Source organism: Trinickia dabaoshanensis (genome assembly GCF_002879885.1).
Lineage (GTDB): Bacteria > Pseudomonadota > Gammaproteobacteria > Burkholderiales > Burkholderiaceae > Trinickia > Trinickia dabaoshanensis.
Genome location: NZ_PNYA01000019.1, coordinates 76,607 through 99,078, shown reverse-complemented (window position 1 = coordinate 99,078; position 22,472 = coordinate 76,607). Strand labels below are relative to the sequence as shown.

Annotated in this window: 19 protein-coding genes; 13 read left to right on the top strand and 6 right to left on the bottom strand. The window is 66.1% G+C overall.

Features of this window, described 5'->3' with window-relative positions; translation table 11 throughout:
- The first annotated feature begins 21 nt into the window (after positions 1-21).
- From purE to C0Z18_RS20370, 3 genes are all read left to right on the top strand, one after another.
- Positions 22-543 (top strand): 5-(carboxyamino)imidazole ribonucleotide mutase, encoded by a 522-nt coding sequence (gene purE, locus C0Z18_RS20380; RefSeq protein WP_102647240.1) that lies wholly within the window; start codon positions 22-24, stop codon positions 541-543.
- A 136-nt stretch (positions 544-679) separates the two neighbouring features.
- Positions 680-1,888 carry a 5-(carboxyamino)imidazole ribonucleotide synthase gene (locus tag C0Z18_RS20375; protein ID WP_102647239.1) on the top strand — a complete coding sequence of 403 codons (1,209 nt, stop codon included), beginning with the start codon at positions 680-682 and terminating at the stop codon, positions 1,886-1,888.
- Positions 1,889-1,914: 26 nt separating this feature from the next.
- On the top strand, positions 1,915-2,976 hold the full coding sequence (locus C0Z18_RS20370) for an L-threonylcarbamoyladenylate synthase (protein WP_102647238.1): 1,062 nt from the start codon (positions 1,915-1,917) through the stop codon (positions 2,974-2,976).
- 158 nt (positions 2,977-3,134) lie between these two features.
- On the opposite strand, the gene C0Z18_RS20365 is transcribed toward C0Z18_RS20370, so the two are convergent.
- The 3 genes from C0Z18_RS20365 to dacB form a co-directional block, all read right to left on the bottom strand.
- Positions 3,135-4,343 carry an SGNH/GDSL hydrolase family protein gene (locus C0Z18_RS20365; protein ID WP_102647237.1) on the bottom strand — a complete coding sequence of 403 codons (1,209 nt, stop codon included), beginning with the start codon at positions 4,341-4,343 and terminating at the stop codon, positions 3,135-3,137.
- 129 nt (positions 4,344-4,472) lie between these two features.
- A complete protein-coding gene (locus C0Z18_RS20360; RefSeq protein WP_102647236.1) occupies positions 4,473-5,417 on the bottom strand; it encodes a sterol desaturase family protein in 945 nt (314 codons plus the stop codon).
- A gap of 218 nt (positions 5,418-5,635) precedes the next feature.
- Positions 5,636-7,192: a D-alanyl-D-alanine carboxypeptidase/D-alanyl-D-alanine endopeptidase gene (gene dacB, locus C0Z18_RS20355; RefSeq protein ID WP_199189506.1), complete on the bottom strand. Its 1,557-nt coding sequence runs from the start codon at positions 7,190-7,192 to the stop codon at positions 5,636-5,638.
- A 153-nt stretch (positions 7,193-7,345) separates the two neighbouring features.
- Between dacB and C0Z18_RS20350 the strand changes: the two genes are divergently transcribed.
- The 6 genes from C0Z18_RS20350 to C0Z18_RS20325 all read left to right on the top strand — a co-directional run bounded on the left by C0Z18_RS20350 (position 7,346) and on the right by C0Z18_RS20325 (position 12,855).
- Positions 7,346-8,005, top strand: coding sequence for a response regulator (locus C0Z18_RS20350; RefSeq protein WP_102647234.1), 660 nt, complete (start codon positions 7,346-7,348; stop codon positions 8,003-8,005).
- A 15-nt stretch (positions 8,006-8,020) separates the two neighbouring features.
- Positions 8,021-9,322 carry an ATP-binding protein gene (locus C0Z18_RS20345; protein ID WP_102647233.1) on the top strand — a complete coding sequence of 434 codons (1,302 nt, stop codon included), beginning with the start codon at positions 8,021-8,023 and terminating at the stop codon, positions 9,320-9,322.
- Between the two features lie 137 nt (positions 9,323-9,459).
- Positions 9,460-10,950 (top strand): DegQ family serine endoprotease, encoded by a 1,491-nt coding sequence (locus C0Z18_RS20340; RefSeq protein WP_102647232.1) that lies wholly within the window; start codon positions 9,460-9,462, stop codon positions 10,948-10,950.
- A gap of 128 nt (positions 10,951-11,078) precedes the next feature.
- A complete protein-coding gene (locus C0Z18_RS20335; RefSeq protein WP_102647231.1) occupies positions 11,079-11,570 on the top strand; it encodes a hypothetical protein in 492 nt (163 codons plus the stop codon).
- A gap of 121 nt (positions 11,571-11,691) precedes the next feature.
- Positions 11,692-12,057: a DUF427 domain-containing protein gene (locus C0Z18_RS20330; protein WP_102647230.1), complete on the top strand. Its 366-nt coding sequence runs from the start codon at positions 11,692-11,694 to the stop codon at positions 12,055-12,057.
- Between the two features lie 24 nt (positions 12,058-12,081).
- The gene (locus tag C0Z18_RS20325) at positions 12,082-12,855 is read left to right on the top strand and encodes a CoxG family protein (RefSeq protein ID WP_102647229.1); all 774 of its coding nucleotides are present in this window, start codon (positions 12,082-12,084) and stop codon (positions 12,853-12,855) included.
- A gap of 31 nt (positions 12,856-12,886) precedes the next feature.
- Here the strand turns inward: C0Z18_RS20325 and C0Z18_RS20320 are convergent, their stop codons facing one another.
- Positions 12,887-13,858, bottom strand: coding sequence for a helix-turn-helix domain-containing protein (locus C0Z18_RS20320; protein ID WP_102647294.1), 972 nt, complete (start codon positions 13,856-13,858; stop codon positions 12,887-12,889).
- 189 nt (positions 13,859-14,047) lie between these two features.
- On the opposite strand from C0Z18_RS20320, the gene C0Z18_RS20315 reads away from it, so the two are divergent.
- Entirely contained in the window at positions 14,048-14,692 is a 645-nt protein-coding gene (locus C0Z18_RS20315) for a cysteine hydrolase family protein (RefSeq protein ID WP_102647228.1), read from the top strand.
- On the opposite strand, the gene C0Z18_RS20310 is transcribed toward C0Z18_RS20315, so the two are convergent.
- Complete coding sequence (locus C0Z18_RS20310) at positions 14,689-15,348, bottom strand: TetR family transcriptional regulator (RefSeq protein WP_102647227.1); 660 nt, start codon at positions 15,346-15,348, stop codon at positions 14,689-14,691. The two genes, C0Z18_RS20315 and C0Z18_RS20310, sit on opposite strands and share 4 nt — an antisense overlap.
- A gap of 402 nt (positions 15,349-15,750) precedes the next feature.
- On the opposite strand from C0Z18_RS20310, the gene C0Z18_RS20305 reads away from it, so the two are divergent.
- Genes C0Z18_RS20305 through C0Z18_RS20295 form a run of 3 tightly spaced genes read left to right on the top strand, consistent with a single transcriptional unit; the run spans position 15,751 to position 21,721 of the window.
- Positions 15,751-16,974, top strand: coding sequence for an efflux RND transporter periplasmic adaptor subunit (locus C0Z18_RS20305; RefSeq protein WP_102647293.1), 1,224 nt, complete (start codon positions 15,751-15,753; stop codon positions 16,972-16,974).
- Between the two features lie 18 nt (positions 16,975-16,992).
- Entirely contained in the window at positions 16,993-20,199 is a 3,207-nt protein-coding gene (locus C0Z18_RS20300) for an efflux RND transporter permease subunit (RefSeq protein WP_102647226.1), read from the top strand.
- A gap of 1 nt (position 20,200) precedes the next feature.
- Entirely contained in the window at positions 20,201-21,721 is a 1,521-nt protein-coding gene (locus C0Z18_RS20295) for an efflux transporter outer membrane subunit (protein WP_102647225.1), read from the top strand.
- 89 nt (positions 21,722-21,810) lie between these two features.
- On the opposite strand, the gene C0Z18_RS20290 is transcribed toward C0Z18_RS20295, so the two are convergent.
- Positions 21,811-22,404: a thiamine phosphate synthase gene (locus C0Z18_RS20290; protein WP_102647224.1), complete on the bottom strand. Its 594-nt coding sequence runs from the start codon at positions 22,402-22,404 to the stop codon at positions 21,811-21,813.
- Positions 22,405-22,472: the final 68 nt, after the last annotated feature.

Here is a 22,472-nt window from a genome sequence, read left to right as displayed (position 1 = left end):
AGAAAGAGGAAGAGTCGGATCATGACCGAACTAGTACAGACCGCTCATACGCATGACGCGCCGCTCGTCGGCGTGCTGATGGGATCGAGCTCCGATTGGGATGTGATGAAACACGCCGTGGCGATGCTGCAAGAATTCGGCGTGCCGTACGAGGCGAAAGTCGTCTCGGCGCATCGGATGCCCGACGAAATGTTCACCTATGCCGAGACCGCGCGCGAGCGCGGTATCCGCGCGATCATCGCCGGTGCCGGCGGCGCGGCGCATCTGCCGGGCATGCTCGCCGCGAAGACGACCGTGCCCGTGTTGGGCGTGCCGGTGGCCAGCAAGTATCTAAAGGGCGTCGATTCGCTGCATTCGATCGTGCAGATGCCCAAGGGCGTGCCCGTCGCGACGTTCGCGATCGGCGAGGCCGGCGCGGCGAATGCGGCGCTCTTTGCCGTCGCGATGCTCTCGGGCACGTCCGCCGAGTATGCCGAGCGGCTCGCGGCATTTCGCGTCCGGCAAAATCAGGCGGCGCATGCGATGGTGCTGCCCGCGCTTTGAGCGCTTGGGGCCGGCGCGTTGTCCGGCCCCGCTTGCAGGCCCCGCTTATGGGCCCGTTTTATAGGTCCCGTTTTCGCGACCGTTGCTTCCAGTCCCGTAGCTCACCGATGCGCCGCGGGCGCGACCGACCACTGAGATGAATCCAGAGAACACTCCCGTTTCCCCGATCATGCCCGGCGCCTGGCTCGGGATGGTTGGCGGCGGCCAGCTCGGCCGCATGTTCTGCTTCGCGGCGCAGGCCATGGGCTATCGCGTCGCGGTGCTCGATCCCGACGAAACGAGCCCCGCCGGCAGCGTGGCCGATCGCCATCTGCGTGCGGCTTATACCGACGAAGCCGCGCTGACCGAACTCGCGCGCTTGTGCGCGGCCGTCTCGACCGAGTTCGAGAACGTGCCCGCCAAGAGCCTCGATTTTCTCGCGCGCTCCACGTTCGTGAGCCCGGCCGGGCGCTGCGTGGCGATCGCGCAAGACCGCATCGCCGAAAAGCGCTTTATCGCCGAGGCGGGCGTACCGGTCGCGCCGCATGTCGTCATCGAGTCGTCCGATGCGCTCGCCGCGTTGGACGATGCGCGGCTCACGCAAGTGCTGCCCGGTATCTTGAAGACGGCGCGGCTCGGTTACGACGGCAAGGGCCAGGTTCGCGTGGCGAGCGCGGAAGAAGTGCGCGATGCCTATAGCGCGCTGGGCGGTGTGCCGTGCGTGCTGGAAAAGCGGCTGCCGTTGAAATACGAAGTGTCGGCGCTGGTGGCGCGCGGCACGAGCGGCGCGACGGCGGTCTACCCGCTTGCGCAGAATCTGCATCGCGGCGGCGTGCTCGCGCTGACGGTCGTGCCGGCGCCCGACGCATCGCCCGCCCTGGCCGAACAGGCGCAGTTGGCGGCGATCAGCATCGCCGAGAAACTCGGCTACGTCGGCGTGCTGTGCGTCGAATTTTTCGTGCTCGAAGACGGCTCGCTCGTCGCGAACGAAATGGCGCCGCGGCCGCACAACTCGGGCCACTATACGGTCGACGCTTGCGCGGCGAGCCAGTTCGAGCAACAGGTGCGCGCGATGACGGGCATGCCGCTCGGCGATACGCGCCAGCACTCGCCCGCCGTCATGCTCAACATCTTGGGCGACGTCTGGTTCCCCGTGGACCCGAAGGGCGCGGCCAGCGCGACGGCCGTGACGCCGCCGTGGCACGAAGTGGCCGCGATGCCGGCCGCGCGGCTGCATCTGTACGGCAAGGAGGAGGCTCGGCCCGGACGTAAGATGGGGCACGTGAACTTCACCGCCGCCACGCTCGACGAAGCGCGCACGGCCGCACGCGATTGCGCGCGGCTGCTGCACATCGCGCTCGCGTAACGCGGCGGCGCATAGGCTTCTCGACAATGTCCGACGATCGTTCGACTCCATCCGCCGCAGCGTCGGGCTCCGCGGGTTCCGCGGTTAGCGACGCGCAGATCGACGAAGCGGCCGCGCTGCTCGCAGCCGGCGAGCTCGTCGCGTTTCCCACCGAGACCGTCTACGGGCTCGGCGGCGATGCGCAGGACCCGAATGCCGTCGCGCGCATTTACGCGGCAAAAGGGCGGCCGGCCAATCATCCGGTCATCGTCCATCTGGCGCCGAAGGGCGATCCCGAGTATTGGGCCGAGCACCTACCCGCCGACGCCCACAAGCTCATCGATGCCTTTTGGCCCGGCCCGCTCACGCTGATTCTCAAGCGCGCGGCCCGTATTCCGGCTGCCGTCAGCGGCGGCCAGGACTCGGTTGGCTTGCGTTGCCCGTCCCACCCGGTTGCTCAAAGGCTGCTTGCCGCGTTCGATACGCGGCGCGGCGGGCATGGCGGGGTAGCGGCGCCGTCGGCGAACCGATTCGGCCATGTGAGTCCAACCACGGCGCAGCATGTCCGCGAGGAATTCGGCGATACGATCCACGTGCTCGACGGGGGCGCGTGCGACGTCGGGATCGAATCGACCATTCTCGATCTGTCGCGCGGTTTCCCCGCCTTGCTGCGCCCCGGGCGCGTGACGCCGGGCGAGATCGCGAGCGTGCTGGGCGTCGCTCCGCGCTTGCCCGACGGCGGCGATGCGACGGCGCCCCGAGCGTCGGGTACGCTCAAAGCGCATTACGCGCCGCGCACGCCGTTGGCGCTGCTGCCGTTCGAACAACTGGAGCCGCATCTGGCCGCTTCGCGGGCGGCCGGCATGCGCGTCGCGCTCGTGGCGCGGGCTTCGCGCGCGGGCACCTGGGCCGATGCGGCCAACGTGCACTTCGTGGCGGCACCCGAAGATCCGCATATCTACGCACGCGAGCTTTACGGCTTGTTGCGTGCGCTCGATCGGGCGCAGGTCGAACGCATCTTCGTCGAAAAGCTGCCGGACACCCTCGAATGGATTGCGGTCAACGACCGGCTCGGCCGCGCGGCCGCGGCGTTCGAGGCGCTTGAATAAGCGGCGTCCGACCGGTGCCGATCACGGCACCGAAGCGCTGGCGGAAAGCAAACACCCAAAGAAAACGCCCGGCTCGAATTCGATTTTCGAGCCGGGTGTTCTCTTTCTGGCGGCGCAAGAAAAGCCGGCTGGCCGCGCCGGCTTACACGACGGTCCGCTTAGTGACCGATGCCCGCGGCCGCGATCTTCGATTCGACGTATTGAGCGAACAGCAAGTGCGTGCGCGTGGTCGGGTGGACGCTATCCGCGAAGATGTACGTCTGGTCGGCGTTCGTGGCGGTGAGCGTTTGCGGCGAGCAGAACAGCGACGAGGCCAGCGCGGCGCCGAACGATTGCGGCGTTTGCCCGGGCAGCAAGGCGCTCGGGTTTTGCTGCGCGTACGCGGTCGCCGACGCTTGCATCGATGCCAAGTTACAGGCCGTGCCCGTGTTCGACACCGTGAAGCCGTTGGCTTGGGATGTCGCGATCAATTGGTCGAGCCACGTGAATGCATCGACCGAGATCACCGTGCCGGCGGGCAGGTTGGCGCCCTGCACGAATGCCGAGACCAGTCCGTTGAACGTCTGCACGACGCCCGAGATCAACTGTTGCGCGGCCGCGCCGTTTTGGGCGGCTGCCGCTACGCCGAGCGGCGTTTGGCCGATGTCGGGTACGTTCACGAGCACGACGTGCGTCGCGCCCTTCGAGACGATGGTCGCGACCTGCGTGGCGAGCGCCTGGGCCGCCGGGCCGAGTGTCGTGCTGACTTCCTTGAGCAACGCGTTTTGCGGCGTCATGCCCCCGCCGATGTCGGTTTGTACCGCCACCAGCAGCGCGTTCAGGTTCGACAGAATGTCGTTCGCGCCGCCTTCGACGAGCACGATTTGATTCGAATTGAAGCTGCCGTTCGCGCTCAGGTAGTTCGCGACCTGGGTGACGATCGGGGTGGTCGTGGCGGCCATGTTGGCCGGCGCCCAGCCGATCCCCTGAGCGTTGACGACTTCCGCACCGCCTTGGGCGTAGTCGAGGCCGCCGGCGGCCTTCAGCGCCTGGCCGAACCCGCCGACGACGGCGGGCGTGAGCGTGCCGCCGTAGTAATTGGCGACGTTTTGCGTCCAGACTTGGCCCGGGTTCGTCGTGAAGCGGCCGCCGCCGAATTGCGGGGTGATGACCGGCGAGTACGTGCCGGCGTCGGACAGGCTCGTGCCGAACGAGACGACTTGCATCGAGACGCCGCCCGCCGGCGTGGCGCTGGCCGACGAGGACGAGCCGCTGCCGCCGCCGCCGCAAGCGGCCAGCAGCGCGAACGCCGCGGTTGCGATCGAGGTTTGCGCCACGCGCAGCCAAGTATTGTTCTGGGTCTTTTTACGGTGTTCCATCGACTTCATCTCCTCGTATATGCGGCATGGCCGTGATGTGATGCGTGCTGCCTGAAAACCGGCGCCCGGTTCGTGCTCTACGGGCCGACGGACCTCGCCGCCGACGGCCTGGCACGATGCCCGGCGCCGCTTACTTGCTCAAGTCTTTCTCGACACCGCGGCGCCCGGCGCGGCGACCGGGCCGGGCCCCTCGATGTTCGCTGCTCCGCGCTCGGCGGCTCGCCCGGCGCGCGTCGCGTGATACGCCGCGGCCCACTCGGGCGGCCCGAAAATCGCGCGCAGTTTATCGCCAAGGCTCGGCGCGTGCAGCGCGTCGCTCAGCATGGCGCGCCATTCGTGGAACGTCGCCGTCAGCGGGTTATGGCTGTCGAGCGGCTCGACGATGCCGTATCGAGGCGGGTCGTTCGCATCCTCGGGGACGTAGCTGCCGAACAGCCGGTCCCAGACGACGAGCACGCCGGCGTAATTGCGATCGATGTAACGCGGGTTGCGCGCGTGGTGGCAGCGATGAATGGAAGGCGTATTCAAAACGTATTCGAGCCATCCGAGGCGGCCGATCGCTTGCGTGTGCACGAAAAACTGGAACGCCAAGTTGATCAGCACGATCCCGATGATCTGGTTGGGCGGAAAGCCGAGCAACGCGAGCGGGGTCCAAAACGCCCACATGCCGGCAATCGGATACATCAAGCTTTGCCGAAACGCCGTGGACAGATTCAGGCGCTCCGACGAATGGTGGACGACGTGCGCGGCCCAAAACCAGCGGACGCGGTGGCTGCAACGGTGAAACACGTAGTAGAGCAGGTCTTGTGCCACGAACAGGGCGAGGAACGAAGCCCAGCCGCCGTGCCAAGTGAACAGCCGAAAGTGCGCGTAGACGTACGCGTAGACCGGTACCACCGCGAGCCAAGCGAGCTTATCGGCACCCTGATGCATGAGGGCGAGCGCGGCGTTGCACAGCGTATCGGGCCAACTGTACAGGCGCGCGAGGCGCCCCGCGCGCGCGAAGTGCCAGGCTTCCCAGGCGATGCAGGCGAGAAAGACGGGCGCCAAGGCGAGTAGAAGCAATTCGGCGTCGAATTGCATGACGTCTTCCTCCTTCGTGTCTCGTCGTTATCGGGCTGTGCGGTGCAAATCGCCGTCACGCCGTATCGCCGGCGGCGGGGCAAACGCGTCCATCCGGCTTCTCGGCCGGTCGTTGCCCGACAGCGTACACGTTGGAGCCGCGCCCGGCTTCATTTCATCCTAGAAGAAGTATTCGATGGCCGGCGCCCGGCCTGCCTGGCCGGACGCCCTGGAAACGCTCAGCGCAAACCCCGATAGACCCATTCGAGCAGCGCATCGTGCGCGGCGCGGGCCTGCTCCGCGCGAGGCGCGTTGATGAAGCTGACGACGACGTAGCTTTCGCCGTTTTGGGCGGCGACATAACCGGCGATCGCGCGCACGTCGTTCAGCGTGCCGGTCTTGATGTGCGCGTTGCCGAGTACCGGCTCGTTGCGTAACCGGTTGCGCATCGTGCCGTCTACGCCCGCGATCGGCAGCGAAGCGACGAACACCTGCGCGACGGGGCTCGCGTTCGCGTTTTGCAGCAGATCGGCCAGCGATTGCGCGCTGACGTGCTCCTCGCGCGACAGGCCGGAGCCGTTCACGAGCGAGAGCTCGGGCATGACGAGCCCTTGAGCATGCAAAAAGCGCTCGATCGCATCGGCCGATTTTTGCGGGGTGGCGGGCGGTTTTTCCGCGAGGGCGCCGATCGTCAGGAACAGGTTGCGCGCCATCACGTTGTTGCTGAACTTGTTGATGTCGCGAACGATGTCGCCCAGCACCGGGCCGCGGTGCACGGCAAGGAGCCGCGCGCCCACGGGTACGGGGCCCTCGTGAGTCGTTCCGCTGAACGTGCCGCCCGCCGAGCGCCATAAGGCGAGGAAGCCGCCCGCGAAGAACGCGCTATGGTCGAGCACCGCGACGTTGATCGTGCGCGAGCCGCAGCGCAGCGGATATTCGCCGGAGAAGAGCGCATCGACGATGCCGTTCGGCTCGGGTGTGACGCTCGGCGTAAGCGCGGCATCCACGCCGACGCAGGCACCCGGGCTCGCACGCAGCGAGTTGTCGATTTGCAGTTGCGCGAGGGCCGGGAGCACGTCGATGGCCACGTTGCCGTCGGGCGAGGGCGTCAGCGTGAACGTGAGCGACTTGAAGGCGTAGAGCAACGGATCGGGGCCGACGTTGTACGGTGCGTTCACGTCGCCGTCGAACGGGGGCGCATCGCGCGTCGAGGGATCGAAGAAGCGCTTGTCGAGCACGAGCGCGCCGTCGATACCCGTGATGCCGGCTTGCTTGATCTTATCGACGAGATCGATGAGCTCCTCGGGCACGAGCTTCGGGTCGCCCGTTCCCTGGATGTACAAGTTGCCGTGCAGCACGCCGTTGCCGTCCACGTTGCCGTCGGCGTAGGCACTCGTGCGCCAACGGTAATCCACGCCGAGGATCGACAGGCCGGCGTAGGTCGTGACGAGTTTCATCGTCGAGGCCGGGAGCATCGGACTTTGCGCGTTCAGCGCGACGATCGGCGTACGGTCTCCGATGCGCTCGACGACCACGCTGATGTCGGCGAGCGGCACGCCGGCGCGCTTGAGCGCGCTCGTCACCGAGACGGGCAACGAGGCGGGCGCGGCGGCCGCATGCGCATGGCGGTGCAGCAGCTTGACGCGCGCATCGGCGGGCGCGGCGGCTGTCACGGCGGCGACGGCCGCGAGCGCGCACAGCGCGGCTACGCGGCGCCGAACGCCGGCTGAGGCGGAAAGAAGGGATGGAACGAGGGCGGTGCGGCGGCGCGGCGAAAAAGACGTGGCAATCGACATGAAAGGATGCGCAAAGAACCGGTGGGCGCCCATCGAGGCGCACGAAGCGCTCATTGTATGAGGCAAGCGGCGGCTCGTGTCGCGCAAGGTGTCGTCGCCGGACCCGCTAGAATGCGCTATTTGAGTGATACCGGACGCGTTGGGCGTAAAGCGATGCGAATACTGCTAGTCGAAGACGACCGGATGATTGCCGAAGGCGTGCGCAAGGCGCTGCGCGGCGAGGGCTTCGCGGTCGATTGGGTGCAAGACGGCGAGGCCGCGCTGACGGCGGCGGGCAGCGAGACATACGATCTCGTGCTGCTCGATCTCGGTTTGCCCAAGCGCGATGGACTGGACGTGCTCCGGGCGCTGCGCGCGCGCGGCAATGCGTTGCCGGTGCTGATCGTGACGGCGCGCGACGCCGTGGCCGATCGCGTGAAAGGTCTCGATGCGGGCGCGGACGATTACCTCGTCAAGCCGTTCGATCTGGACGAACTCGGCGCCCGCATGCGCGCGCTGATCCGCCGCCAGGCCGGGCGCTGCGAATCGACGATCCGCCACGGCGCGCTCACGCTCGATCCCGCGGGCCATCAGGTCACGCTCGAGGGCGCGCCCGTGGCGCTCTCGGCGCGCGAATTCGCGCTGCTCGAAGCGTTGCTCGCCCGCCCGGGTGCGGTGCTCTCCAAGGCCCAGCTCGAGGAAAAGATGTACGGCTGGGGCGAGGAGATCGGCAGCAATACCGTCGAAGTCTATATTCATGCCTTGCGCAAGAAGCTCGGTGCGGATCTGATCCGCAACGTGCGCGGCCTCGGCTACATGATCGCCAAGGAATAGGAACCGAAGGCCTCGATGCAATCCATTCGCCGTCAACTGCTGTTTTGGCTGATCGGAATCGTTTTGGCAGGCGTGGGCCTGGCCGGGTGGCTCATCTACCGGCAGGCGCTCGCCGAGGCCAACGAACTATTCGACTATCAGTTGCAAGAGATCGCCGCGGCCCTGCCGTCCGAGCCGTTCGCTCAGATCTTCGGGGCGCACAACGATGCGGACGAAGGGATCGTCATCCAAATCTGGAGCCGTACGGGCTCGCTGATGTACTACTCGCATCCGCGCGCACCGCTCGCTCCGCGGGCGGAACTCGGCTTCTCGACCGAGCGCACCGACCGCGGCGATTGGCGCGTGTACGGCGCGATCGTGGGCGATAACGTCGTGCAGCTCGCGCAGCCGTTGTCGGTACGAAACCGGCTCGCCGCGAACGTCGCGCTGCGCACGCTCTGGCCGCTCATCGTGTTGCTGCCGTTTCTCGGCGTGGCCGTGTGGGGGGTCGTCGGACGCGGGCTTGCGCCGCTGCGGCGCGTCACGCGCGCGCTCGATGCGCGCCGCCCCGAGGCGCTCGACCCGTTGCCCGATGCGGGCTTACCGCTGGAGGTGCGCCCGCTCGTGCGTGCGCTCAACGGCTTGCTGGCGCGGCTCTCGTCGGCCCTCGACACGCAGCGCGCGTTCGTCGCCGACGCCGCGCACGAACTGCGCACGCCGCTCGCGGCCGTCCAGATTCAATCGCAGCTCGTCGCGCGCGCGCAAGACGCCGACGCGCGGCGAGAAGCGCTGGCGGATCTGCAGGCCGGCGTTACGCGCGCCACGCGTTTAGCCGAGCAACTTCTCGCGCTCGCGCGGGCGGAACCCGACGCCGGCGCGGTCAAGGAGTCCATCGATCTGCGTATGCTGCTGGCCGACTGCGTGGCTGCCCACGCGCCCATCGCCCAGCGCGCCGGCATCGATCTCGGCTTCGAGCGCGCGCAGGAGGCGACGGTGACGGCCGATGCCGATTCGCTGCGCGTGATGTTCGGCAATCTGCTCGACAACGCGGTCAAGTACACGCCGGCCGGCGGCCGGATCGACGTGAGCCTCACGGCCGACGAAGACGGGCGCCTCGCTTGCGTGCAGATCGCCGACAGCGGCCCCGGCATTCCCGCCGAGGAACGCTCGCGCGTGTTCGATCGCTTTTACCGGGACGCGTCGGCCCGCGCGCGTACCGACGTCTCGGGCAGCGGCCTGGGGCTCGCGATCGTCAAGCGCGTCGCGGCGCAGCACAAGGCGTCGATCGAACTCGGCGATGCGCCGCTCGGCGGTCTGCTCGTCACCGTCCGGTTCTAACGGCGCCTACGCGGGCTCGCGGCCCGCGGGCCTCGCCGCAAGCCGATAGCCTCACGCAATCGGACGGATTCACGGTTAAGTCTCCTTTAAGACAGCCCTTTTACTCTGGCTGACATCAAGCAAGGAGGCCTTTCCCCATGAACGCAAAAACGCTCTCTCGCGGTGCCGTGGCCATTGCGGTTGCCGGTGCGCTTTCCGTCGGCTACGTTGCCGGCACGCGCCATACCGATCCTCAGATCATTTCGTCGGCCCAAGCGGCCGCCTTGATGCCGGCCGAAGCCGCCGCGAAAACCGGTGTGCCCGACTTCTCGGGCCTCGTGGAAACATACGGGCCGGCCGTCGTCAACATCAGCGCCAAGCATGTGGTGAAGGAGACGGCGCACCGGTCGATGCAGCAGTTGCCGGTCGACCCGAACGATCCCTTCTTCCAGTTCTTCAAGCGCTTTTACGGGCAGGTTCCGGGCTATAACGGCGGCGACGGCGGCGGCGGACAGGAAGACGTGCCCAGCGCGAGCCTCGGTTCGGGCTTCATCATCAGTAACGACGGCTACATCCTGACCAACGCGCACGTGGTCGACGGCGCGAACGTCGTGACGGTCAAGCTGACGGATAAGCGCGAATTTCGCGCGAAGGTGGTCGGCACGGATAAGCAGTCCGATGTCGCGGTGCTGAAGATCAACGCATCGAACCTGCCGACGGTCAAGGTCGGCGATCCGAGCCAAAGCAAGGTCGGCCAGTGGGTCGTGGCGATCGGCTCGCCGTACGGCTTCGACAATACGGTCACCTCGGGCATCATCAGCGCGAAGGCGCGCTCGCTGCCGAACGAGAACTACACGCCGTTCATCCAAACGGACGTGCCGGTGAACCCCGGTAACTCGGGCGGCCCGCTGTTCAACCTGCAAGGGCAGGTCATCGGCATCAATTCGATGATCTATTCGCAAACGGGCGGCTTCCAGGGCTTGTCGTTCGCGATTCCGATCGACGAGGCGATGCACGTGAAGGACGAACTCGTCAAGACGGGGCACGTGAGCCGCGGCCGGTTGGGCGTGGCGGTGCAAGGCGTCAATCAGACGCTGGCCAACTCGTTCGGGTTGCCGAAGCCGGCTGGCGCGCTCGTGAGTTCGGTGGACCCGGGCGGGCCGGCGGCGAAGGCCGGCTTGCAAGCGGGCGATGTGATCTTGGCGGTCAACGGCACGGCCGTGAACGATTCGACCGATTTGCCGGCGCAGATCGCGAGCATGAAGCCGGGTTCCAAGGCGACGCTCGACGTCTGGCGCGACAAGTCGAAGAAGCAAGTGACGGTCACGCTCGGCTCGTTTTCGGATACGAAGGTGGCCGATAGCGGCGCGCAGGCCTCGGAGCAAGGGCGGCTCGGCGTCGCGGTGCGTGCGCTGACGCCGCAAGAACGCAACGGCAGCTCGCTCTCGCATGGCTTGCTCGTGCAGCAAGCGAGCGGCCCCGCCGCGAGCGCGGGCATTCAGCCCGGCGACGTGATCTTGGCGGTCAATGGCCGCCCGGTCACCTCGGTCCAGCAATTGCGCGAAGTCATCGCCAAAGCGGGCAACAGCGTGGCGCTCCTGATCCAGCGCGACAACGCGCAAATCTTCGTACCGGTCGATTTGGGCTGATTGCCCCGGCTCCGGTTCCCGCGGGCGCCGCAGCTAAGCTTGCAGCCCGCCGGGAACGCGGTTTGCGTGCGTTTTTTCCGTGGCGCCCGACTCGTTTGGCGAGGGGCGCGCAACTCAAGGAGCGATGCATGAAAACGCGAACCAGCAAGAAAGCGGCGCTCGCCGCGGCGGTAGCGACGGCGGCGCTCGGCTTCACGGCCGCCGCGTTCGCGCAGGCCTCGGACACGGTCGGCGGAACGACCACCGATATGACCAGCGCGGGCAATGTGAACGGCGGCGGCATGCCGCAGATCCAGCACGACGGCGATATCTCGTATGTGTCCGGCGGCGTCGGCACCGACGAGTCGGCCGCGCTCAAGAGCGCCGCTCGTCAGTGGCCGTTGGCCATGCGCTTCACGGGTCCGGGCGCGGACTACTTAGCCGACGTTCACGTCCGCATCGTCGGTGCGCACGACACCGACGTGCTCAAAGCCGATGCGCGCGGTCCCTACATGCTCGTGAAGCTGCCGCCCGGCCGTTATACCGTGCATGCCCGGTACAAGGACGATGACCAAACCCGCCAGGTCACCGTGGCAAGCAAACCGGGCGCTCGCGCAGATTTCCACTGGAATACGCAATAGTGAGCGTACCGGCCGCGCATGCGGTCTGACTTTCGTCGATAATGAAGCCACGGGCGCCCGCTCGTGGCTTTTTTGTGCGTCGCACACGGGCACCCGGCATACGCCTTGCGAGGGGTTTGTCATGACGAATGCCGATGCCACCCACCGTGTCGAGATCACGCCGAACCCGCATCGATTGCGGGTCATTCATCGCGGCATCACGATCGCCGATACGCGCCGAGGACTGACGCTGCGCGAAACCGGCTTGCCCGAGGTCTTTTACTTTCCGCGGGAAGACGTGAACATGTCGCGTTTGCACCGTTCGGAGAGCGGTTCGCATTGCCCGTACAAAGGCGACGCGTCGTACTTCCATCTGTTGACCGAAGAAGACGGTCCCGTCGTCGATGCCGCGTGGAGCTACGAATCTCCGTTGCCCGGCGCCGAGGCGATCAAGCTATGCGTGGCGTTCTATCCGTCGCGCGTGGACCGCATCGATCAAACCTCATAGACGAGGCAGATCGAGGAGGCCGCCATGGAATTGACCGACGCGCTGCACATTCCGCTCCCTCCCGCCGCTGTGTGCGACGCGTTGCAAGACATCGCGTTGCTGCGCGCCAGCCTCGAAAACTGCGAGCGGTTCAGCCGAACCCCGAACGGCGAATACGAGGTGACGTTGACGGTGCCGCTCGGGCCGCTGCGCGCTCGCTACGATGTGCGCGCGCACTTGGGAAGCTTCGAATCGCAGCCGGCGGGCGACGACTCGCCCGGCACGCTCGGCGACGGCGTGCACCGTACGCTCAATTTCAAGGCCTGCGCCACGGGCGTCGGATCGTTGCGCGGTCAGATCGACCTCGCGCTGCGCGGCGAAGGTCTCGCGAACGAGAGCGGCGAGGCCAGCGCGACGCGTATCGAGTATTCGGTTTGGGCCACGTTGACGGGACCGCTCGCCGAATTGCCGCCGCGCCAAATCGAAAACGCACTGCACGATGTGGCCGATGATTTTTTCGCCGAGTTTTGCGCCGTCGTCGAAGCCAAGCACGGCAAGCGGGAAAACCGTGCCGCCGCGGGCATGCGCCGGCAGCACGTCTTTTTGAGGCCGATCAGCTTGGCCGGGCTCGGCCGCAAATCCTGGGAGCAGAACGCCGCCGCGGCGCTGGGCGGTCGTGCCGCCGGTACGCTCGTCTCGCCGCGCGGCGCGCACGGCTTGCATCGCTCTTCGACGCCGCAGGCCATGCCCGTATGGGGCTGGGCCGCTATCGTCGTGCTCGTCGCCGTGTTGCTGTATGCGTCGCATTGGCTCGGCTGAGCCTCTCGGCGGTTCGCGAGCCGCCTTACCCTTACGCGCCTTGGAACTCGCGCCGGTAGTTCGACGGCGTGGTTCTGAAGGCTTCGGCAAAGTGCTGCCTCAGCGAGACGGCCGAGCCGAAGCCTGCCTCCCCTGCAATCGTATCCACGCTCTCGCCGGTCGTCTCCAGTAACTGCTGCGCGCGCGATAGGCGCTCTGCCAGCAACCATGCACCCACCGTCGTTCCCGTCGCTTGCTTGAAGCGTCGCGTGAACGTTCGCCGGCTCATCAAGGCGCGCTGTGCGAGCGAGTCGAGCGAATGGGGCGCCGCCAGGTTCTCCCGCACCCAATCCAACAGCGGCGATAGCCGCTCGTCACGCGATCGAACGCCGATCGGTTGTTCGACGAACTGCGCTTGGCTGCCTTGGCGATGCGGCGGCACCACCAAGCGGCGGGCGACGTAGTTGGCCGCTTGCGCGCCGCAGCGGCGGCGCAGCAGATGCAGGCAGCAATCGAGGCTGGCGGCGGTGCCGGCCGACGTCAGCACGTCGCCGTCGTCGACATAGAGCACGGCCGCATCGACACGCACCGCCCGATAGCGGCGTGCGAACGTGTCGGCCCAGGCCCAATGCGTCGTGGCGGGGCGCCCATCGAGGATGCCGGCGGCCGCCAACGTGAACGCACCGAGACACAATCCGACCATTTGCGCCCCGCGCGCGTGCGCCTCGCGCAATGCGGCGAGGAGCGCTTCGCTGGGCGTTTCGTGCCCGTCGCGCCAACTCGGCACGATCACGATGTCGGCCGCGGCGATGGCTTCGAGCCCATACGGCGCGGCGATCGCAAAGCCGGCCGTCGTGCGCAGCATGCCGGGCTCGACCGCGCATACGCGCACGTCGAAACGCGGCACGCCGCCCGCGCCGTAGTCTTCGCCGAAGACGATGCACGGCACGGATAGATGGAACGGGCTGATGCCGTCGAACGCCACGACGGCGATGACGGCGGACGAAGAGGAGCGAGGCGTCATGAGCAAATGGCCGGCGAAAACGCCGAATGTGCAATTGGCCCGATTATATCGATGAATGGCACTCGGGCCGCTGTCGCCACCGGGGCGATGCGGGAACAATGACATCCATGCCGTCGCCAAGCAGTCGTAGATAGGGCGATGGCCGCAGACGCAACCGATCCGTTACCGAGAAAGAAAAGGAGAATCGCCATGTCCACGTCCACGTCCCCGCGCCGCGCCCTGATCGTCATCGACGTTCAAAACGAATACGTCACCGGCGGCCTGCCGATCGAATATCCGCCCGTGCAAGATTCGCTCGCCAACATCGGCCGTGCGATCGATGCCGCGCACGCCCACTCCGTGCCCGTGATCGTCGTGCAGCATGTTTCGCCGCCTGACGCGTCGCTGTTCGCGCGGGGCTCGTACGGCGGCGCGTTGCATGCGGTCGTCGCCGAACGCGCCTACGACCACCTGATCGAGAAAACGCTGCCGGACTCGTTCGCCGGGACCGATCTGGCCGATTGGCTCGCGGCCAACGGGATCGATACGCTGTCCGTCGCCGGCTATATGACGCACAACTGCAACGTGTCGACGGTGCTGCATGCGTCGCATGCGGGACTCGAGGTGGAGTATCTGAACGATGCAACCGGCGCGTTGCCCTACGAAAACGATGCGGGCTACGCGAGCGCCGAGGAAATCCACCGCGCGTTCACGGTCGTCATGCACGCGCGGTTCGCGGCGGTCGTCGGCACCGACGGCTGGATTGCGGCACTCGAGGCCGGCAAGCCGCTCGCGGGCGGATCGATCGGCGCGTCGAACCGGAAAGCGCGGGAACGGGCGCCGGCCGCGGTCTAATCGTTCGGCCCCGAGCGCGCACTCGTTTTGCGCAGCGCCCGGCTGGTGCGCAACGCGTCGATGCAGGCGTCGATGAACGCATCGATGTGGGCGGCGAAATCTTCCTGCGCGGGCAGCAGCAGCGTATCGCGCAGGAAGCCGCCGACGAACGCATGCAAGTACAACGCGCTGCGGCGCGTGTCGAGATCGACGGGCAACTGCCCATGCGCGACGGCGAGCATCAAGTCGTTCTCGATCTTGCCCACGCCCTCGCGCATGCTCGTCTGGTGACGCTCCTTGACAGGCCCCATCTCGTCGACGAACTCGCATTTCAAAAACAAGATATCGAACACGCGCCGCCGCCGCGGATCGCTGGACGCCGCTTGCAGACACCATTTGAGTACGGTGCCCAGACGGGCCAGCGGATCGTCGCTGGCCGTATCGGCCGGCGGTGCGCCGAGTTCGTCGAGCGGCAGCAGGACGCGATCGAACATCGCGGTGAACAGATCGCCCTTGTTTTCGAAATGCCAATAGATCGCGCCGCGCGTCACACCGGCCTGCGCGGCGATGTCGGCCAGCGACGTGCGCGATACCCCCTTGTCGTAGAAAACCTGCTCGGCCGCGTCGAGAATTCGATCGCGGGTGCGCTGGGCTTCTTCCTTCGTTCGTCTAACCATTGTCTCGCTGGGGCGCGTTGTGGCGGACATCCGGCCGCCGTCGGTCCGTTGCTACGAGTTTGCGTGGGATGGCAAGTCGTCGTCGCGCTGGAACACCGTGTAATACTCGCTATTTTACATACAGCCGAGAATGTATATAAAATGCGCGTCAGCGTTCGAAGTGCCCTAAGTGAAATCCCGGGTATGATCGTCAGTCGTTTGCGCGCGAGCCAGTTTCGCCTTGCCGTTCCTCGCGCGCTTCTTGCGCGGCCCGCGCAGCGCCATATGCAAGGTATGGCGTCCGAGCCGGCGCCCATCGACTTGCTCAAGTGTTTTGCGACGACACGTCGCGCCGCGCGTCTCGCGGGGGAAGGGGCGCGACAGGACCATTTTTGTTCCCAGCTACAGACCAGAGGTCGCTCCATGCGTGTCCAACCGGTTCCATTTCGCTTAATCTGCGCCGCCACCGCGGCCGTGGCGCTCGCAGCGTGCGGACAAAAACCGTCCGCGCCGCCGCAGCAAACGCCCGAAGTCGGCGTCATCACCGTGCAGCCGAGTTCCGTACCCGTGGTCACCGAACTGCCTGGCCGGACGAGCGCGTTCCTCGTCGCGCAAGTGCGCGCCCGGGTCGACGGCATCGTGCAGCGCCGCGAGTTCACTGAAGGCAGTGAAGTCAAGGCCGGTCAGCGCCTCTATAAGATCGATCCGGCGCCGTACCAAGCCGCGCTGAATAGCGCGAAGGCGACGCTCGCGAAGGCCCAAGCCAATCTCGCGACGACTACGGCCCAAGCCAATCGCTACAAGGTACTCGTCGCGGCGAACGCCGTCAGCAAGCAAGACTACGACAATGCGGTGGCCGCTCAAGGCCAGGCCGAGGCCGACGTGGCCGCCGGCAAAGCGAGCGTCGAGACCGCGCAGATCAATCTCGGCTACACCGACGTCGTCGCGCCGATCTCGGGCCGCACCGGTGTCTCGCAAGTCACGCCGGGCGCGTACGTGCAGGCGAGCCAGGCGACGTTGATGGATACGATCCAAACGCTCGATCCCGTCTACGTCGATCTGACGCAATCGAGCTTGGACGGCCTGAAACTGCGCCGCGAGGTGCAGGAAGGGCGTTTGAAGACCACCGGCCCCGGCGCGGCGAAAGTCACGCTGATCCTGGAGGACGGCCGTCCGTACCCGCTGCCCGGAAAGTTGCAGTTCTCCGACGTGACGGTCGATCAATCGACGGGTTCGGTGACGATCCGCGCGACCTTTCCGAATCCGAACCGCGTGCTGCTGCCGGGTATGTTCGTGCGCGCGCGCATCGAGGAAGGCGTCAACGAGCACGCGATGCTCGTGCCGCAGATCGGCGTGACCCATGACCAGAAGGGCAGCGCGATCGCGCTCGTCGTCGGTCCCGACGACAAGGTGGTGCCGCGCGAGCTCGTGACCTCGGGCATGCAAGGACCGAACTGGGTCGTCGACGGCGGTCTGCAAAGCGGCGACCGCGTGATCGTACAGGGCACGGAGAAGGTGCGTCCCGGCATGCAAGTGAAACCGGTCCCGGCACAGTTGCCGGCAGCCGCGAGCGGCGCGCAAGGGGCATCGGCGGCCGCGGCCGCGCCGGCCTCGGGTGCATCGGGTGCCTCGGCGCCCGCCGCCTGATAGGGAGAGCCCGCAACAATGGCTAAGTTCTTTATCGATCGACCTATCTTCGCCTGGGTGATTGCGATCATCCTGATGCTGGCGGGGGTGGCGTCGATCTTCAATTTACCGATCGCGCAGTATCCGACGATCGCGCCGCCGTCGATTCAGATTTCCGCGAGCTATCCGGGTGCGTCGGCGAAGACCGTCGAAAACACGGTCACGCAGGTCATCGAGCAGCAGATGAGCGGCTTGGACCATCTGCTGTACTTGTCCTCGACGAGCGATGACTCGGGCACGGCGACGATCACGCTCACGTTCGATGCCGGCACGAACCCCGACATCGCGCAGGTGCAGGTGCAAAACAAGTTGTCGCTGGCGACGCCGCTGTTGCCGACGGTCGTGCAGCAGCTCGGCACGAAGGTGACGAAATCGAGCAGCAGCTTCTTGCTCGTGCTCGCGTTCGTCTCCGAAGACGGCAGCATGAGCAAGTACGACTTGGCCAACTACGTCGCGTCGAACATTCAGGACCCGATCAGCCGGCTGAACGGCGTCGGTACCGTGACGCTGTTCGGTACGCAATACGCGATGCGGATTTGGCTCGACCCGAACAAGCTGACGAACTATAGCTTGACGCCGGGCGATATCGTCACGGCGTTGCAGCAGCAAAACGTCCAGATCGCGGGCGGCCAGCTCGGCGGTACGCCCGCCGTGCCCGGCCAGATGCTGCAGGCGACGATCACCGAGCAGACGTTGCTGCGCACCCCGGCGGATTTCGGCAACGTTCAGCTCAAGGTGAACGCCGACGGTTCGCAGGTGCGCATCAAGGACGTCGCGCGCGTCGAGTTGGGCGGCGAAACGTACAACTTCGATACGAAGTACAACGGTCAGCCGACGGCCGGCATGGGCATTCAGCTCGCCACGGGGGCGAATGCGCTGCAAACGGCCAAGGAAGTACGCGCGAAGATCGACGAATTGTCGAAGTACTTCCCGCACGGGCTCGTCGTGAAGTACCCGTACGACACGACGCCGTTCGTGCGCTTGTCCATCGAGGAAGTGATCAAGACGCTGCTCGAAGGGATCGTGCTTGTCTTCCTCGTGATGTATCTCTTCTTGCAGAACCTGCGCGCCACGTTGATCCCGACGATCGCCGTGCCGGTCGTGTTGCTCGGCACGTTCGCGATCATGAACGCGGTGGGCTTCTCGATCAACGTGCTGTCGATGTTCGGGCTCGTGCTCGCCATCGGTCTGCTCGTGGACGATGCGATCGTCGTCGTCGAAAACGTCGAACGGGTGATGAGCGAGGAGGGCCTTTCACCCAGAGAGGCCACGCGCAAGGCGATGGACCAGATCACCGGCGCGCTCGTCGGCGTGGCGCTCGTGCTGTCGGCCGTGTTCGTGCCGGTGGCGCTCTCGGGCGGCTCGGTCGGCGCGATCTATCGCCAGTTCTCGCTGACGATCGTCTCGGCGATGGTGCTCTCGGTGCTCGTCGCATTGGTTCTGACGCCGGCGCTGTGCGCGACGATCCTCAAACCGATCGCGCCGGGCGATCACGCGGCCACGACGGGCTTTTTCGGCTGGTTCAACCGCACGTTCGACCGCAGCCGCGACAAGTACCACCGCGGCGTGCATCACGTGATCCGCCGCTCGGGCCGCTGGCTCGTCATTTACCTGGCCGTGATCGTCGCGGTGGGGCTGCTGTTCGTGCGCTTGCCGAAGTCGTTCCTGCCCGAGGAAGATCAAGGGCTCATGTTCGTCATCGTGCAAACGCCGACGGGCTCGACGCAAGAAACGACGGCGCGCACGCTCGCGAACATCTCCGACTACCTGCTCAAACAGGAGAAGTCGCTCGTCGAATCGGTGTTCACCGTCAACGGCTTCAGCTTCGCGGGCCGCGGCCAGAACTCGGGCCTCGTGTTCGTGCGGCTGACCGATTTCGGCAAGCGCCAGCATGCCGATCAGAAGGTGCAGGCGATCATTCAGCGGATGTTCATGCACTACTCGCGCTACAAGGACGCGATGGTGTTCCCGGTCAATCCGCCGTCGATTCCCGAGTTGGGCACCGCGTCGGGCTTCGACTTCGAGCTGACCGACAACGCGGGCCTCGGGCACGACAAGCTGATGGCCGCGCGCAATCAGTTGCTCGGGATGGCGTCGCAGAATCCGACGCTCATGGGCGTGCGGCCGAACGGGCTGAACGATACGCCGCAGTTCAAGGTCGACATCGACCGGGAGAAGGCGCAAGCGCTCGGCGTGTCGCCGCAAGCGATCGACCAGACGTTCTCGGTCGCGTGGGCCTCGCAATACGTGAACAACTTCCTCGATACCGATAACCGGATCAAGAAGGTGTACGTGATGGCCGATGCGCCGTTCCGCATGACGCCCGAGGATATGGGCCACTGGTACGTGCGCAACGCATCGGGCACGATGGTGCCGTTCACGTCGTTCTCGACGGGGCACTGGACGTACGGCTCGCCGAAGCTCGAGCGCTACAACGGCATTTCGTCGATGGAGATTCAGGGGGCGGCGGCGCCGGGCAAGAGTACGGGCCAGGCGATGCAGGCGATGCAGAGCATTGCGGCGAAGCTGCCGGCCGGCATCGGCTACTCGTGGACGGGGCTCTCGTATCAGGAAATCCAATCGGGCTCGCAGGCGCCGATCCTCTACGGCATTTCGATCCTCGTGGTGTTCCTGTGCTTGGCCGCGCTCTACGAGAGCTGGTCGATCCCGTTCTCGGTGATCATGGTGGTGCCGCTCGGCGTGATCGGCGCGTTGCTGGCCGCGACGCTGCGCGGGCTCGAGAACGACGTGTTCTTTCAAGTCGGTTTGCTGACGACGGTCGGTCTGTCGGCGAAGAACGCGATTCTGATCGTCGAGTTCGCGCGTGAGCTGCAGCAAAGCGAAGGCATGGGGCCGGTCGAGGCGGCGATGGAAGCCGCACGGTTGCGGCTGCGGCCGATCTTGATGACGTCGATGGCGTTCATTCTCGGCGTGTTGCCGCTCGCGATCAGTAACGGCGCCGGTTCGGCGAGCCAGCACGCGATCGGCACGGGCGTGATCGGCGGGATGTTGACGGCGACGTTCCTCGCGATCTTCTTCATCCCGATGTTCTTCGTCGTGATTCGCGCGAAGTTCGGCGGCGAGACGGAAGACGTGGACGAAGCGGCGCGCCTGGCCGAAGCCCATCATTCGGCGCCGCATGCGCCGAATACGGGCGAGAACAAGAACGGCGACGAAGGACACTGAGATGAAACGATATTCCTTGATTGCGATCGCCGCGGCGACGCTCGCGGCGGGTTGCTCGTTCCAGCCGAGGTACGAGCGCCCGGCCGCGCCGGTCGCGGCCGCGTTCCCGGCATCGGGTGTGTATGCCACGCAACCGACGACGAGCGCCGGCGATACCGCGGCCGGCCGCGCCGCCGTCGATATCGGCTGGCGCGAGTTCTTCGCCGACCCGCGTTTGCAGCAGATCATTCAGATCGCGCTCGAAAACAACCGCGATTTGCGGGTGTCCGTCTTGAACGTCGATGCGGCGCGTGCGCAGTACCGCGTCACGCGGGCGCAACTGTTCCCCGCGATCAACGCGCAAGGCAGCAAGCAGGTTCAACGCGTGCCGGCGGATTTGTCGCCGTCGGGTCAAACCATTTCCCAGGAATACCAAGCGGGGTTCAACGCTTCGTGGGAGATCGATTTTTGGGGGCGCATCCGTAGCTTGAAGGATCAGGCGCTCGAGAAGTACCTGGCGACCGCGCAGGCGCGCAAGGCCGCCGAGATCTCGCTCGTCTCGCAGGTGGCTCAGCAATATCTGCAGATGCTCGCCGTCGACGATCTCCTCAAGATTACCGACGATACGTTGAAGACGGCGGAGGCTTCTTATTCGCTGACCAAGCTGCAATTCGAGAACGGCACCGGCTCGGAACTCGATCTGCGTCAAGCGGAGACGATCGTCGAGCAAGCGCGCGCGAACCGCGCGGCGCAGGCGCGTGCGCGCGCTCAAGCCGAGAACGCGCTCGTGCTGCTGATCGGCGAGCCGTTGCCCGACGATTTGCCGCCGGGCCGTAGCCTCGAAGATCAGCGCTTGCTGACGGATATCCCGGCCGGCTTGCCGTCCGATCTACTCACGCGCCGGCCCGACATCATGCAAGCCGAGGCCACGCTGCGCGCGGCCAACGCGAACATCGGCGCCGCGCGCGCGGCGTTCTTCCCGCGCATCTCGCTGACGAGCTCGGTGGGTTCGGCGAGTCCGACGCTCGGCGGCTTGTTCAAGGCCGGTTCGGCTGCTTGGACGTTCGCCCCGCAAATCACGTTGCCGATTTTCGAGGGCGGGCAGAATCTGGCCAATCTCGACCTCGCCAACGTGCAAAAGCGCATCGAGATCGCGAACTACGAGAAGGCGATCCAATCGGCGTTCCGGGAAGTGGCCGACGGATTGGCCGCGCGCAGCACGTACGACGAGCAGATTCGATCGCTCGAGCGCACGACGTTCGCGCAGTCGCGCACGCTCGATCTGTCGCAGTTGCGCTATAAGAACGGCGTGGACAGCTATCTGCAAGTGCTTACCGCGCAGACGAACCTGTATTCGGTGCAGCAATCGCTCGTCAACGCGCGCGTGGCGCGGCTCGACAGTCTCGTCAGTCTGTATGTCGCGTTAGGTGGCGGCTGGATCGCGAACACGGGCGATACGCCTCGGCCGGCCGACGCGCCGGCGATGGTCGGCGCCGCGTCGGCACCCGTGGGCGCTTCGGCAGCGAGCAAGACGAACGGTTGAAAGACCGAGCATTCCGGCATGAAGAAGACGGCGAGCAGCGATGCTCGCCGTTTTTGCTATGGGGCTTGCGATGCCTAGCTATGTCTAGGCTAGTGTGCGCCCTTGCCCCACAGCGCACGAATAGCGGCGATACCGTGCGCGCCCGCGTCGCGTGCCTGATCCAACGTCTCCATGCTCATCCCCCCGAGCGCGAAGACGGGGACCTCGGCGAGCGCCGCTAATTCGCGAAATCGTGGCCATCCGAGCGGCGTTGCCGTGGTGTGCGTGGCCGTGGGCAGCACCGGCGAGATCGTCAGCAAATCCACTCCGATTCGGTTCGCGTGAAGCACTTGAGCCGCGTCGTGGCACGCGGCCGATACGAGCCAATCGGCAGGCAACGGCCTCGCGGTGCACGCCATGAGCCGCGTGCTGGTCAGGTGGATTCCATCGGAACCGACGGCCTGCGCGATATCGATGGACGCGTTCAGCAGCAAGCGCGCCTCGTATCGCCGGCACACCGTCAGCGCCAGCCTCGAAAGCTCGACGTATTGCGGCGTGGCGAGCGTCTTCGCGCGCAATTGCACGAGGCGTACGCCGTTGTCCAACGCACGCTCCAACTGCTCGATAAAGGCGGTGAGGGGCTGGTCGGCCGACGGCTCCGGCGTGACCAAGTAGGTTTTCGGCAAATCGATCGATGTCGGCATCGGTGTCGGCGCGGGAGGCGAGAGAAGCTAGGACGACGCGCCTCGTTGCTTACGGGGCGGTCGCATTT

Coding starts and splice junctions, on each gene's coding strand:
- purE (WP_102647240.1), top strand. CDS start 22: ATGACCGAACTAGTACAGACCGCTCATACGCATGACGCGCCGCTCGTC.
- C0Z18_RS20375 (WP_102647239.1), top strand. CDS start 680: ATGAATCCAGAGAACACTCCCGTTTCCCCGATCATGCCCGGCGCCTGG.
- C0Z18_RS20370 (WP_102647238.1), top strand. CDS start 1,915: ATGTCCGACGATCGTTCGACTCCATCCGCCGCAGCGTCGGGCTCCGCG.
- C0Z18_RS20365 (WP_102647237.1), bottom strand. CDS start 4,343: ATGAAGTCGATGGAACACCGTAAAAAGACCCAGAACAATACTTGGCTG.
- C0Z18_RS20360 (WP_102647236.1), bottom strand. CDS start 5,417: ATGCAATTCGACGCCGAATTGCTTCTACTCGCCTTGGCGCCCGTCTTT.
- dacB (WP_199189506.1), bottom strand. CDS start 7,192: ATGTCGATTGCCACGTCTTTTTCGCCGCGCCGCCGCACCGCCCTCGTT.
- C0Z18_RS20350 (WP_102647234.1), top strand. CDS start 7,346: ATGCGAATACTGCTAGTCGAAGACGACCGGATGATTGCCGAAGGCGTG.
- C0Z18_RS20345 (WP_102647233.1), top strand. CDS start 8,021: ATGCAATCCATTCGCCGTCAACTGCTGTTTTGGCTGATCGGAATCGTT.
- C0Z18_RS20340 (WP_102647232.1), top strand. CDS start 9,460: ATGAACGCAAAAACGCTCTCTCGCGGTGCCGTGGCCATTGCGGTTGCC.
- C0Z18_RS20335 (WP_102647231.1), top strand. CDS start 11,079: ATGAAAACGCGAACCAGCAAGAAAGCGGCGCTCGCCGCGGCGGTAGCG.
- C0Z18_RS20330 (WP_102647230.1), top strand. CDS start 11,692: ATGACGAATGCCGATGCCACCCACCGTGTCGAGATCACGCCGAACCCG.
- C0Z18_RS20325 (WP_102647229.1), top strand. CDS start 12,082: ATGGAATTGACCGACGCGCTGCACATTCCGCTCCCTCCCGCCGCTGTG.
- C0Z18_RS20320 (WP_102647294.1), bottom strand. CDS start 13,858: ATGACGCCTCGCTCCTCTTCGTCCGCCGTCATCGCCGTCGTGGCGTTC.
- C0Z18_RS20315 (WP_102647228.1), top strand. CDS start 14,048: ATGTCCACGTCCACGTCCCCGCGCCGCGCCCTGATCGTCATCGACGTT.
- C0Z18_RS20310 (WP_102647227.1), bottom strand. CDS start 15,348: ATGGTTAGACGAACGAAGGAAGAAGCCCAGCGCACCCGCGATCGAATT.
- C0Z18_RS20305 (WP_102647293.1), top strand. CDS start 15,751: ATGCGTGTCCAACCGGTTCCATTTCGCTTAATCTGCGCCGCCACCGCG.
- C0Z18_RS20300 (WP_102647226.1), top strand. CDS start 16,993: ATGGCTAAGTTCTTTATCGATCGACCTATCTTCGCCTGGGTGATTGCG.
- C0Z18_RS20295 (WP_102647225.1), top strand. CDS start 20,201: ATGAAACGATATTCCTTGATTGCGATCGCCGCGGCGACGCTCGCGGCG.
- C0Z18_RS20290 (WP_102647224.1), bottom strand. CDS start 22,404: ATGCCGACATCGATCGATTTGCCGAAAACCTACTTGGTCACGCCGGAG.